At 75.3% G+C, this 12,071-nt stretch carries 9 protein-coding genes; 7 read left to right on the forward strand and 2 right to left on the reverse strand.

Going from position 1 to position 12,071, the window contains the following annotated elements:
• Nucleotides 1–50: 50 nt before the first annotated feature.
• The 7 genes from ABTY61_RS00420 (at nucleotide 51) to ABTY61_RS00450 (ending at nucleotide 8,978) form a co-directional block, all read left to right on the forward strand.
• Nucleotides 51–2,666 carry a SpoIIE family protein phosphatase gene (locus ABTY61_RS00420; RefSeq protein WP_350502638.1) on the forward strand — a complete coding sequence of 872 codons (2,616 nt, stop codon included), beginning with the start codon at nucleotides 51–53 and terminating at the stop codon, nucleotides 2,664–2,666.
• Nucleotides 2,667–2,702: 36 nt separating this feature from the next.
• Nucleotides 2,703–4,370, forward strand: a complete 1,668-nt coding sequence (locus ABTY61_RS00425; protein ID WP_350502639.1) for a sensor histidine kinase — start codon at nucleotides 2,703–2,705, stop codon at nucleotides 4,368–4,370.
• Nucleotides 4,371–4,482: 112 nt separating this feature from the next.
• Nucleotides 4,483–5,151 carry a response regulator transcription factor gene (locus ABTY61_RS00430; protein WP_350503066.1) on the forward strand — a complete coding sequence of 223 codons (669 nt, stop codon included), beginning with the start codon at nucleotides 4,483–4,485 and terminating at the stop codon, nucleotides 5,149–5,151.
• Between the two features lie 553 nt (nucleotides 5,152–5,704).
• On the forward strand, nucleotides 5,705–6,487 hold the full coding sequence (locus ABTY61_RS00435; protein WP_350502640.1) for a transglycosylase family protein: 783 nt from the start codon (nucleotides 5,705–5,707) through the stop codon (nucleotides 6,485–6,487).
• A gap of 124 nt (nucleotides 6,488–6,611) precedes the next feature.
• A complete protein-coding gene (locus ABTY61_RS00440; protein ID WP_350502641.1) occupies nucleotides 6,612–7,355 on the forward strand; it encodes a class I SAM-dependent methyltransferase in 744 nt (247 codons plus the stop codon).
• Between the two features lie 142 nt (nucleotides 7,356–7,497).
• A complete protein-coding gene (locus ABTY61_RS00445) occupies nucleotides 7,498–8,253 on the forward strand; it encodes an SDR family NAD(P)-dependent oxidoreductase (RefSeq protein ID WP_350502642.1) in 756 nt (251 codons plus the stop codon).
• A gap of 104 nt (nucleotides 8,254–8,357) precedes the next feature.
• Nucleotides 8,358–8,978: a TIGR03086 family metal-binding protein gene (locus ABTY61_RS00450; RefSeq protein WP_350502643.1), complete on the forward strand. Its 621-nt coding sequence runs from the start codon at nucleotides 8,358–8,360 to the stop codon at nucleotides 8,976–8,978.
• An 84-nt stretch (nucleotides 8,979–9,062) separates the two neighbouring features.
• Here the strand turns inward: ABTY61_RS00450 and ABTY61_RS00455 are convergent, their stop codons facing one another.
• Nucleotides 9,063–9,527, reverse strand: coding sequence for a (2Fe-2S)-binding protein (locus ABTY61_RS00455; protein WP_350502644.1), 465 nt, complete (start codon nucleotides 9,525–9,527; stop codon nucleotides 9,063–9,065).
• A 25-nt stretch (nucleotides 9,528–9,552) separates the two neighbouring features.
• Nucleotides 9,553–11,562, reverse strand: a complete 2,010-nt coding sequence (locus ABTY61_RS00460; RefSeq protein ID WP_350502645.1) for a xanthine dehydrogenase family protein molybdopterin-binding subunit — start codon at nucleotides 11,560–11,562, stop codon at nucleotides 9,553–9,555.
• Nucleotides 11,563–12,071: the final 509 nt, after the last annotated feature.

Below are 12,071 nucleotides of genomic sequence, written 5' to 3' on the forward strand. Positions count from 1 at the left end.
GAGTCGGGGCTCGCCTTGACAGGGTTCCGGCCCGGACGTAGCAAGGGAGCATGCGCGATCCGCAGGCGACCGGCGGGGACGCCGAGCCGGTCCGCGGGGCGGGCCCGGAGGCGGTGCAGGCGCGGGACGAGCTGTTGGCGGAGGCCGTCCGGGGGGTGCTGGGCTCGACCGGGGCGTACGGGGCGATGGTGTACCTGCGCTCGCGGGACGGGCGGTCGCTGGTGCTGCGGACCCTCGCCGGGGTGCCGCTGTCGATCATGAGCGCGTTCCGCCGGGTCGCGGCCGCCGGGCCGCTGCCGGTCGCGGTCTGCTTCCGGACCGGGCGCACCGTGGCGCTGTCCGACTCCGAGGACACCATGCGGCGCTTCCCCCAGCTCGCCGTCGGCCTGCCGTACGACTTCGTGTCCGCCTGCGTGCCGGTGGGGCACGGCGGGGAGCGGTTCGGGGTGCTCAGCGTGCTGTGGCCGGCCTCGGACGACGGGGTGCCGGCCGAGGAGGGCGGGCGGCTGGACGCGGTCGCCTCCCGGCTGGGCGCCGGGCTGGCCGGGCTGGTGGCGGCCGGGCAGTCGGTGGAGCCGGCCGGGGACGCGGCCGTGGTGGAGCTGTCGCCGCCGTCCGTGCCGACCACCCGGGTCGGACTGTTCGACTGGGACGTGGCCACCGGCGCGCTCGCCGCGGACACCCAGTTCCGGGAGATCTTCGGCTTCGCGCCCGGCGAGTTCGACGGCACGGTGCGCTGTCTGACCGGCCGGATCGCCCCCGGCGACGTGCCCGAGTTCCGGGCCGCCGCCCGTACCGCCCTGGAGCACGGCGAGGTGCTGGCGGCCCGGGTGCGGGTGCTCGGGCCGGGCGGCCGCCCGTACCCGGTGGAGCTGTGGGCCCGGGTGCCGGGCGCGATCTCCGACGGCCGCACCCACCTGGTCGGCGCGGTGCTGGACGTCCGCTCCCTCACCGCCGCCGCGGCCGCCGTGCAGCGGCTGCACGAGGGCCTGATCTCGCTCGACCCGGACGGCCTGATCAGCTACGTCAACCGGGCCGCCGAGCCGCTGCTGGGGGCCGGCGCCGAGGAGCTGGTCGGCCGCCACCCCTGGGAGGTGCTGCCGTGGCTGGCCGACCCCTTCTACGAGAACCGCTACCGCGCCGCCCTGCTCTCCCAGCAGCCCACCGCCTTCCTGGCCGCCCGCCCGCCGGACGGCTGGCTCGCCTTCTCGCTCTACCCCGATCCGCACGGCGTCACCGGCCGGGTGGTCGCCGCCGAGGCGCCGCCGGGCGCGGCCGAGCCGCCCGCCGCCCTGCTGCCGCCCGGGGCCACGCTCGGCACGGGGGCGGGCGGGGTCGGCGGTACCCACCACCTGCTCCAGCTGGCCAGCGCGCTCACCGAGGCCGTCACCGTGCGGGACGTGTGCCGGGCGGTGGCCGAGGAGATCCTCCCGGCCTTCGGCGGCCAGGAGCTCGCCATCTACGGGGTGCGCGAGCAGCGGCTGCACCTGGTCTCGCAGAGCGGCTACCCCGACGGCTTCCTGGACGGCTTCGAGGGCACCCCGCTGGACGCCCTCGTGCCCGGCGCGGAGACGCTCAGCACCGGTACTCCGATCTTCTTCGAGTCGGTGCGCGAACTCGCCGCCGCCTACCCGGGGTTGGCCCTGGACGAGATGGGCGCCTGGGCGTTCCTGCCGCTGATCGCCTCCGGCCGGCCGGTCGGCAGCTGCATCCTGGGCTTCGACCGGGCGCACCCCTTCACCGTGGAGGAGCGCGGCCTGCTGACCGGCCTCGGCGGCTTCATCGCCCAGGCCCTGGAGCGGGCCCGGCTGTACGACGCCGAGTTCGCCCTGGCCCGCGGGCTCCAGCAGGGGCTGCTGCCGCACCGGCTCCCGCAGGTGCCCGGCATCCGGACCGCCGCCCGCTACCTGCCCGGCACCCAGGGCATGGAGATCGGCGGCGACTGGTACGACGCGATCGTCACCGGCGACGACCTCACCCTGGTGATCGGCGACGTCGAGGGCCACAGCGTCGCAGCCGCCGCCGCGATGGGCCAACTCCGCAGCGCGGTAAGGGCGTTCGCCAGTCTCGGCGAGCCGCTCGACCAGGTGCTCGCCCGTACCAACCGGCTGCTGCTGGACCTCGACCCGGGGCTGCTCGCCAGCTGCTGCCTGGTCCGCCTCACCCCCGCCGACGGCACGGTGCGGATCGGCCGGGCCGGGCACCTGCCGCCGGTGCTGCGCCACCCGGACGGACGGGCCGAGGCGCTGTACGTCCCGGGCGGGCCGCTGCTCGGTGTGGACGAGCGGGCGGCCTACCCGGTCAGCGAGCTGCGGCTGCGCCCCGGCTCGCTGCTCGCCCTCTACACCGACGGGCTGGTGGAGGATCCGGCACTGGCGATCGACCAGGGGGTGGACCGGCTGCGGGCGGCGCTGGCGCACGGCCGGGCGGGGGAGGAGCTGGAGGAGCTGGCCGAGCGGCTGCTGCGCGAGGTCGGCTCGACCGGGCGGGTGGACGACGTGGCGGTGCTGCTCACGGCCTTCGGGGCCGACGGTGACGCCGGGTCGGGCGGCGGCTCCGGGGCGGGCGGGGGCTCCGGGCCGGGCGGCGGTTCCGACGCGGGCGGCGCGGCGGCCGGTGGCTCCGGAGCGGCGACTTTCGTCGGCCCGGGCGGCGACGAAGGGTGACCGCGGGCGGGACGGCAGCCCGGTTAGCCTCGACGGGTGGAAGCAATCGCACGGGCCTGGTCGAAGACGGTACGGACGGCGCTCCCGGGGCCCTGGCGGCCCCGGCGGGTGGTGGGCGAGGCCGTGGCGGCCCTGCTGATGGGCGTGGTGGCGGGCCTGCTGGAGGTCGTCGCCGCCACGGACCTGGCGGTGCCCTTCGGGCTGGCCGTCGCCGCGCTGTGGCTGCTGCGGCGCGGGTTCCCGGCGACCGTCCTGGTGCTGACCGGGGTGATCGCGGGCTGGTCGCTCGGGCCGATAGTGCTGCTGGTGTGCGCGGGCTGGGCGGCCGGGGCGCGGATCAGCCGGGTGTGGCGGCTGGTCGGCGCCTTCGTGCTGAGCTACCTGATGTTCTCCACGTTCGGGATGCTCAAGGACGGCGCCGGGGGCTCCTCCAAGCTGATCATCGGAGTCTCGCTGGGCGTCTTCCTGGTCTTCGCCGTCCTGCCCGCCCTCTACAGCCGCTACCGGGCGCAGCGCCGGGCCCTGCTGGACGCGCTGCGCGAGCGCAACGACCAGCTGGTGCGCGAGCGGGCCATGGTGGTGCACCAGGCCCGGCTGCGGGAGCGGCACCGGATCGCCCAGGACATGCACGACAGCCTGGGCCACCAGCTGGCCCTGATCTCCGTGCACTCGGGTGCCCTGGAGGTGGACCGCACCCTCAGCGACCGGCAGCGGGAGGCGGTCGGGGTGCTGCGGCAGGCGGCGGTCGCCGCGATGCGCGAGCTGCGCGAGGTGGTCGGGGTGCTGCACGACGAGTCGACGGCGGTGCCGCCCGCCGCCGGAGCGTCCGGGTCGGCGCCGTCCCGGGGCGGGGTGGACGGGGTCGAGGGGCTGGTGGAGTCCTCCCGGGCGGCCGGTGCACTGGTGGAGTTCCGTGCCGAGGGTGAGCGGCGGCCGCTCGCGGCGGTGGTCGACCACGCGGCGTACCGGATCGTGCAGGAGGCGCTCACCAACGCGCACAAGCACGCCCCCGGCGCGCCGATCGCGGTCGCGCTCCGGTACGAGCCGGATGCCCTGGTCGTGGAGGTCACCAACCCGCGCGCGCCGGAGCTCGTCAGCGCGCGCCCCGGCGCGGGGGGCGTGGTGAGCGGCGGACAGGGGCTGACCGGCCTGCGGGAGCGCGCCCGGTTGGTCGGCGGGATGGTGCACGCCGGGCCGACGCCCGAGCAGGGCTTCCGGCTGGCGGCCGTGCTCCCGTACGCCGGGGCGGAGGCCGAAGGCGCCGCGGGCCTGGCGGCCGAGGAGGACTGGGTGACCGGCGGGCTGCCGCCGGTCGAGGGGGCGGACGACGGCCGGCGCCGCCCGGTGCTCGGCTGCGCGGCCGGCGTGGGCGCGGTGACGCTGATCGTGGCGGGCCTGGTGGCCTGGGGCGTGGTGGCCTTCGTCCGGGGCGCCAGCGACTCGACGGTGCGGCAGTCGGTCTACGACCAGATCGGGGTCGGCGAGTCCAGGGCCGAGGTGCTGCGGCAGCTCCCGCCCGGCAACGACTTCTTCACCTCCGACTTCCAGGGCGAAGGCCCGCCCAAGCCGGAGGGCTCGCACTGCCGCTGGTACTCGCTGGCGAAGGGCGAGCCGGGCGACTCCTGGTCGGAGAACCACGTGGCGCGGTTCTGCTTCGACGGCGGGGTGCTGGTGGAGAAGGTGGAGTACGTCACCAAGGGCTGACGCCGCCCGTCCGTCCGGGTTCCGTGCCGGCGGGCCCCGGACGGGAGGCCGGGGTGCCGGGGATGTGAGGATGGTGCCGCAGCCGCACCACCGTTCGAGGGGAATGACCAGCGTGATCCGAGTCCTCGTCGCCGACGACGAGCCGCTCATCCGGGCCGGGATCAGGATGATCCTGGGGTCGGCCGAGGACATCGAGGTGGTCGCGGAGGCCGCCGACGGTCGGGAGGCGCTGGAGTTGGCCCGGGCGTACCGGGTGGACGTCGTCCTGCTGGACATCCAGATGCCGGTGATGGACGGACTGACGGCGCTCGGGGAGCTCGGCAGGGTCGCACCCGGCGCGCGGGCGATCATCCTCACCACCTTCGGGGAGCGCGAGAACGTCCTGCGCGCCGTGACCGAGGGCGGCGCCGGGTTCCTGCTCAAGGACACCGCGCCGAACGAGCTGATCCAGGCCGTCCGCGCGGCGGCCGGCGGGAACGCCTTCCTCTCCCCGGCCGCCACCCGGCACATCGTGGACTCGCTGGCCGCCGGGCGCAGCGGCTCGGTGGGCGCCCGCGCCGCGGCGGCGCGGCGCCGGCTGGAGGTGCTCACCGGGCGCGAGCTGGAGGTGCTGGCGCTGCTCGGGGAAGGACTGTCCAACGCGGACGCGGGGGCGCGGATCCACATGAGCGAGGCGACGGTGAAGACGTACGTCAGCCGGATCCTGGCCAAGCTGGGCTGCGAGAACCGGGTCCAGGCGGCGCTGCTGGCGCGGGACGCGGACCTCGACGGCCGTAGCTGAGCGTCGTGGCGCGCTCGCAGAGCGTGTGTTCGGTGACGGATGCCACTCAACTGCCGGTCCGAACGGGGAACTCCGGATGTCGTGGTGACGGTCCGTCATGAACTGCTGACGGACCGTCGACGGTGTGCGGGAGTTCACGAATGGACAGATGTGAGCGAGGGCACGGAAATTGATCGTTCGATCTTTAAAATGCGGTCAAACCTGGTCGAACCGGGCAGCATTTCTTGATCGATACCGCCGGTAACAGTCAACTGACCTGCGAAGACCAAGAATTGCTTGCTGCGCCCCGGACATGCCCCTAGCTTTCTTGGCGGCGCAACGAGCGCCACCCGGGTTCACCCCGACGCACGGCCCGCCGACTGACCCCCGGCGCGAGGGCGGTGCCGCTGACGAGACCGGCTCCAACAGGCCGTCGGCGAGTGGAGGTGGCCGGGGCGGCACGGCACGTCCGACACGTGTCCGGCCGCCCGACGAGTGAGGTGAGCGCAACCGACCGGCCCGTGTCCCGGGCCTGGTTCCGCCTGCCCGCCCGGGGCTTGCCGAGAGGACATTCATGACTTCCCGTCACGAGACCGCCGCCGCCACCGAGACCACCCCCGGCAAGCGCAACCGCCTGCGGATGGCGGTCGTCGCAGGGGCCGCCGTCGCGGCCCTGCCGGTGGCCGGCCTCGTCACGGCCACCTCGGCCTCCGCCGCACCCTCCTCGGCCTGGGACGCCGTCGCCCAGTGCGAGAGCGGCGGGAACTGGAGCATCAGCACCGGCAACGGCTTCCACGGCGGACTGCAGTTCACCCCCTCCACCTGGGCCGCGTACGGCGGAACCGCGTACGCCCCCCGGGCCGACCAGGCGACCAGGGCGCAGCAGATCGCCGTCGCCGAGAAGGTGCTCGCCTCGCAGGGGCCGGGCGCCTGGCCGGTCTGCTCCAAGAAGGCCGGCCTGAGCAAGGGCGGCGCCCCGGCCGCCGTCGACACCTCGGCGGGCTCGGGCTCCGCGGACTCCGGCGCGGCTCCCGCCAAGCCGGCCAAGCGGTCCGCGAAGGCGGCGCCCAGGGCCGCCGGGCAGGCCGCCCCGAAGGCCCCCAGGGCCGCCGCCCCGAAGGCGAAGCCGCACGCCCCGGAGGCCCCGCAGGGCCGCCCGTCGGCCAAGCCGGTCCAGTCCGTCCCCGCCGCGGAGCGGAACACCTCCGGCGGCGACTACACCGTCCGCAGCGGTGACACGCTGAGCGACATCGCCGCCAAGTTCGGTGTCGACACCGTCAGCCTGTACAGCAAGAACGTCCGCACCATCGGCGCCGACCCGGACCTGATCTTCCCCGGGCAGACGCTGACCGTCTGACGCCCCACCGCGCCGCCCGGCGGCGCGATCCGGCGGCCACCCCTGCGCGGGGGTGGCCGCTCGGCGCGTTCGGCGCTCCGGCGCATGCGGGTCGCTGGATTTCCCGTGCCGGTAGTGTCGTCTGATGGTCCGACTGATCAGCGACAGTGAGCTCACCGCCTCCTCCGTGGTGGCCAACAGCACCATGAACCGCGGGCGCGGCCTCGGCGGCGTGAACAGCTACACCCGCGAGCTGGGCTTCGACCCCGCGGCCTGGCTGCGGGAGCGCGGCGGTGCCGAGCCCGGCTGGTTGGACCTCTGCAGCGGGGAGGGGCGGGCGCTGGTCGAGGCGGCCCGGGTGCTTCCCGCCGGCGTCGAGCTGACCGGGGTGGACCTGGTGGGGCCGCTGGTCCCGCCGCCCGGCACGGCGGGCCGGGGTGGGGGGCGGGCGGAGGTCAGGCTGGTGACGGCGGCGCTCGCCGACTGGGTGCCAGAGCGGTCGTACCAGCTGATCACCTGTGTGCACGGCCTGCACTACCTCGGCGACCAGCTCGGTGTGATCGCCCGGGCCGCCTCCTGGCTGACCCCGGACGGCCGCTTCGCCGCCCACTTCGACCCGGAGTCGGTGCGCCGCCCCGACGGCTCCGGCGCGGCCCGCGCGGTGCTGGCCGCGCTGCGGGCGGCCGGGTTCGAGTACCGCTCGCGCCGGCACCTGCTGCTCCTGGACGGCGGGCGGCCGGTCGCGCTGCCCTTCGGCTACGCGGGCGCCGACCCGTCGGCCGGGCCGAACTGGACCGGGCAGCCGGCGGTCGGGTCGTACTACCACCCGGTGGTCGTACGAACCAGGGGCCGCACCACCGGGGCGCGCGGAGGTGCGGAGGAGTCGTAGTTGAAGATTGAACTCAACGTCCGAATACCGCCGGAGACGTCAAGGATTCCGGATCAGGATCGACTCACACACCGGGAGCGGAACGCCGGCCGGAACCCGGCCGGGGCGCGATCGGAACACGGTGCAGAGGAGATCCGAAGACATGACGATGAACGGTGCGGCGGCGCTCGACGGCAAGGTGGCCCTGGTGACCGGCGGCAGCCGGGGGATCGGGACCGCGGTCGCGCTGCGGCTGGCCGAGGACGGCGCCCACGTGGCGCTGACCTACCAGGGCTCGGCCGAGCGGGCCGAGGAGGTGGTGGCCAAGATCACTGCGATGGGGCGCACCGGCTGGGCCGTGCGCGCCGACAGCGCCGACCCGGCGGCGGTGCGCGGCGCGGTGGCCGCGGTCGCCGAGCGGTTCGGGCGGCTGGACATCCTGGTGAACAACGCCGGCGTGGGCGCCGCCGGGCCGATCGAGGAGGTCGCCACGGAGGAGCTCGACCGGGTGCTGGAGGTGAACGTCCGGGCGCCGTACCTGTACGCCCAGGCGGCCGTCGAGCACCTGGCCGAGGGCGGGCGGATCGTCAGCGTCGGCAGCTGCATCGCCCAGCGCGTGGCCTTCACCGGCGCCGCTCTCTACGCGACCAGCAAGACCGCGCTGATCGGCCTGACCAAGGCACTGGCCAGGGAGCTCGGCCCGCGCGGGATCACCGTCAACCTGGTCCACCCGGGTCCGATCGACACCGACATGAACCCGGCCGACGGCGAGTCCGCCGACTTCCAGCGGAGCTTCGTCGCCCTCGGCCGGTACGGCGCGGTGGCGGAGGTCGCGGGCGCCGTCTCCTACCTGGTGGGCGAGGACGCCCGCTACGTCACCGGTGCGGAACTGTCGGTGGACGGCGGCTTCGCTGCCTGACCTCCCGTTCGGCGGGGGCGACGGTGTCGTGCCGGGCGGTCGTCGGCGAGCGCGCTTACGATCGCCCGACACGACTTGTGCGCCCCCGGACCGAGAGGTGTGCCATGACCGAGGTGGACGACCCGACCGACCCGGCCGACCCGGCAGACCCGATCGATCTGCTCGCCCGGGCCCTCGCCCAGACCGCCGGACTGATCGACGGTACCGGCGTCGAGCTGGCCGGCCACCCGACCCCCTGCCGCTCCTGGGACGTCGGCGACCTGATCAGCCACCTCCTGTACGACCTGGAGCAGTTCACCCTCCGAGCCGAAGGCGGACAGCCGGACTGGACGCAGCCCTTCGAGCGGGTCGAGGAGGACTGGCTGCACGCCTTCGAGGCCGGCGCCGAGCGGCTCGTCGAAGCCTGGCGCGCCGCCGGTGACCTCACCGGCACGGTCGCGCTCCCCGCCGGCGGCACCCTCCCGGCCCGCTTCCCGGTCGACCAGCAGACCACCGAGTTCGCCGTCCACGCCTGGGACTTGGCCCACGCCACCGGACAGTCCACGGCCGGCCTCGACCACGAGGTCGCGCACGCGGCGCTCGACTGGGCGCACGGCGCGCTCAAACCCGAGTACCGCGGCGAGGAGGCCGGGCACCACGCCTTCGGCCCCGAAGTCCCCGCCCCGGCGGACGCCCCGGCGTACGACCGGCTCGCCGCCTTCTTCGGCCGCGACCCGCGCGCCTAGGGCCGGACAGGCCCTGGCGGCTCCGGCCGGGTCCGCGTGCCCAGCGGCTCCGACCGCGACCCGGGCGCCCGGGCCCCCCGGGTGTCAGTGGGGCTGCTGGGCGGCGGCCGCGCGCTTGATGGCCTCGCGGATGCGGGGGTAGCTGCCACAGCGGCAGATGTTCTGGATCTGGTCGATGTCGGCGTCGGTCGGGTCGGGGGTGGTGCGGAGCAGGGCGACGGCGGTCATGATCTGGCCCGGCTGGCAGAAGCCGCACTGGGCGACGTCGCAGTCGATCCACGCCTCCTGGACGGGGTGGAGGGTGTCGCCGTCGGCGAGGCCCTCGATGGTGGTGACGGTGTGGCCCTCGCAGTCCTTGACGGAGCGGGTGCAGGGCTGGAACTCCCGGCCGTCGAGGTGGCTGGTGCAGGCGCGGCAGACGCCGACCCCGCAGCCGTACTTGGGGCCGGTGACGCCGAGCTTGTCGCGCAGGACCCAGAGCAGCGGCATGTCGTCCGGGGCGTCCACGCTGACGGGCTGCCCGTTGAGGACGAAGGTGTGGGTGGGCATGGGGAGTCGACGTCCTCAGGGGTGGTCAGAAGTTGATCGGGAAGGAACGCGGGCTGGTGCCGGTGGCGCGGGCGTAGGCGTTGGCGACGGCGGCCGAGGCGGCCGGGACGCCCAACTCGCCCGCGCCGCCGGGTGCTCCGCTGGGCGGCATCAGGTGGATCTCGACCACCGGCGGGGCGTTGCGCTGCCGGGCGTAGTGGAAGTCGGCGTAACTGCCTTCCCGGAAGGCGCCGTTGTCGAGGTGGTTGCCGGCCTGGAGGATCACCGAGATGCCGTCCATCAGCGCACCGGTCAACTGGGCTTCCAGGCCGCGGGGGTTGATGACCTGGCCGACGTCGGCGGCGATGACGGCCTTGGTGACCCGGGGGTTGGCGCGGTCGGTGGCGTCGAGTTCGACCAGGTAGGCGGCCCGGCCGCCGTTCTCGTCGTGGTAGCCGACGCCCTGGGCCTGGCCGTCGGGCATCGGGCGGCCCCAGCCGCCGGCCTTGGCGACGGTGTCCAGCAGGGCCTGCCCGGCGGCGTCGCGCACCCGGGCGCGGCGGAAGGCGACCTCGTCCTGGCCCATCCGGCGGGCGAGTTCGTCCATCATGATCTCGTCGGCGACCCGGACCATGCCGGAGTAGACGGAGCGCCAGCTGCCGGTGTGCACCGGCAGCGGCAGTTCGGCGAGCAGCTGGGTGGGCACGCCGACGTTGTACGGGTTCTTCTCGGTGAGCAGGAAGAAGGCCTGGGCGAGGCTGATCCCGGCGACGGAGAGGTTGAACCCGGCGCCGGTGAGGGCTTCGCCGAGGCCGTGCGAGAGGTCGGTGCGCACCGTGGCGGCGCGGTGTTCCCAGCTGAGGACTTGGCCGAGGCCGTAGGTGGCGCGGATCCGGTGGTGGCTGGCGGGGCGCATCCGGCCGTGCCGCATGTCGTCGTTGCGGGTCCACATGAGCTTGACGGGCCGGCCGGCGGCCCGGGAGATCTGGGCGGCCTCCAGGGCGGCGTCGAAGAACAGCCGGCGTCCGAAGGAGCCGCCGCCGCGCACGACGTGGACGGTGACGGCGTCCTGCGGCAGGCCGAGTTCGGCGGCGATGGTCTGCTGGGCGATGATCGGGCTCTGGGCGGCGAACCACAGTTCGGCGCGGCCGGGCCGGACGTCGGCGACGGCGGTGAGCACCTCCATCGGGGCGTGGTTGACGAAGGCGAAGTCGAACTCGCCGTCCAGGTACGGGGTGAGCAGCGGCGGCAGCAGGAACGGTGCGTGGGCGGTGCGCAGTCGGGCCCGGACGTCGGCGGTGGAGAGGCCGGCGGCCGGGCCGGGGTTCCAGGTGGTGCGCAGCGCGTCGCGGGCCTTGATGGCCTGGTCGAAGGTCTCGGCGAGGACGGCGACGCCGGTGGGGATCTGGACCACGGCCAGGACGCCGGGCATGGCGCGGGCGACCGAGGCGTCCAGGGACTTGAGGGTGCCGTTGACGGTGGTGGGGCGGGCGACCACGGTGGGTGCGGCGCCCGGGATCTGCAGGTCCCCGGCGTACTTGACGCGGCCGGTGACGATGTCGCGGGCGTCGATGCGGCCGGTGGGCGTGCCGACCAGACGGCGCTGGTCGGCCGGCTTGGGGGCGGCGGACACGGCGGGCACGACCACGCCGGCGGCGTCGGCGGCGAGTTCGCCGAAGCCGAGGCGCCGGCCGTCGGGGGCGAGTACGGCGGAGTCGGCGGTGCGCAGGGTGCCCGCGGGAACGTTCCAGCGGTGGGCGGCGGCGGTGACCAGCCGGGCGCGGGCGGCGGCGGCCGCGGCGCGCACCGGGTCGTACAGCGAACGCACCGAGTTGGAGCCGCCGGTGAGCTGGTAGAAGAGCAGTTCGGGGCGGCCGTCGGAGAGCGGCACGTCGACGTCGGTGAGCCTGGCGTCGAGTTCCTCGGCGACCAGCATGGCGATCGCGGTGGTGAGGCCCTGGCCGACCTCCAGCCGGGGCAGGTGGAGCGCGGCACGCCCGGCGGGGGTGATTTCGAGCACCAGCAGGTGGGAGGTCGGCAGCCCGGCGAGGATCATCGCGTCGCCGAGGTCGAGGACGTCGGGGATGCCGGGCAGGCCGAGCAGTTGCGGGGGCGCGGAGGCGTCGCGTGCGGCCGCGGCGGTGCGTTCGGCGGCCCGGGCGGTGGCGGGCGCGGCGGCGTCGAGGCCGAGCCGGGCGGCGACGGTGAGGGAGGGGGCGGCCAGCAGGTAGGTGAGGAAGCGGCGGCGGCCGGTGCCCTCGCCCTCGGCGGGGCCGGCCTGGTCCGCGGGGCCGAAGGGGTCGGCCGGGCCGGCGGCGCTTTCGCGGCCGACGGGTCGTCCGGTGTCGCCCGGCTGCCCGGCGGAGCCCGAGGGGGCGATGGAGGTGCTGATGGGAGGAGCCCTTCGAGCCGGAGGCGGCGCCGGATCGGGCGGGCCCGGACGGCCCCGGCCCCGCTGCCGGATCGCGAACGCCGTTGAGCATAGGAGGGCGTTACTGACGGGTCAACACGGCCAATCTTGGCCCTCCGGCCGGGTGGTGGAGGTGTCCGGTCCGCTTCGGCCGG

Source organism: Kitasatospora sp. NPDC096128, from assembly GCF_040303105.1.
In the GTDB taxonomy this organism is placed as follows: Bacteria; Actinomycetota; Actinomycetes; order Streptomycetales; family Streptomycetaceae; genus Kitasatospora.

Coding starts and splice junctions, on each gene's coding strand:
- ABTY61_RS00420 (WP_350502638.1), top strand. CDS start 51: ATGCGCGATCCGCAGGCGACCGGCGGGGACGCCGAGCCGGTCCGCGGG.
- ABTY61_RS00435 (WP_350502640.1), top strand. CDS start 5,705: ATGACTTCCCGTCACGAGACCGCCGCCGCCACCGAGACCACCCCCGGC.
- ABTY61_RS00440 (WP_350502641.1), top strand. CDS start 6,612: ATGGTCCGACTGATCAGCGACAGTGAGCTCACCGCCTCCTCCGTGGTG.
- ABTY61_RS00445 (WP_350502642.1), top strand. CDS start 7,498: ATGACGATGAACGGTGCGGCGGCGCTCGACGGCAAGGTGGCCCTGGTG.
- ABTY61_RS00450 (WP_350502643.1), top strand. CDS start 8,358: ATGACCGAGGTGGACGACCCGACCGACCCGGCCGACCCGGCAGACCCG.
- ABTY61_RS00455 (WP_350502644.1), bottom strand. CDS start 9,527: ATGCCCACCCACACCTTCGTCCTCAACGGGCAGCCCGTCAGCGTGGAC.
- ABTY61_RS00460 (WP_350502645.1), bottom strand. CDS start 11,562: ATGATCCTCGCCGGGCTGCCGACCTCCCACCTGCTGGTGCTCGAAATC.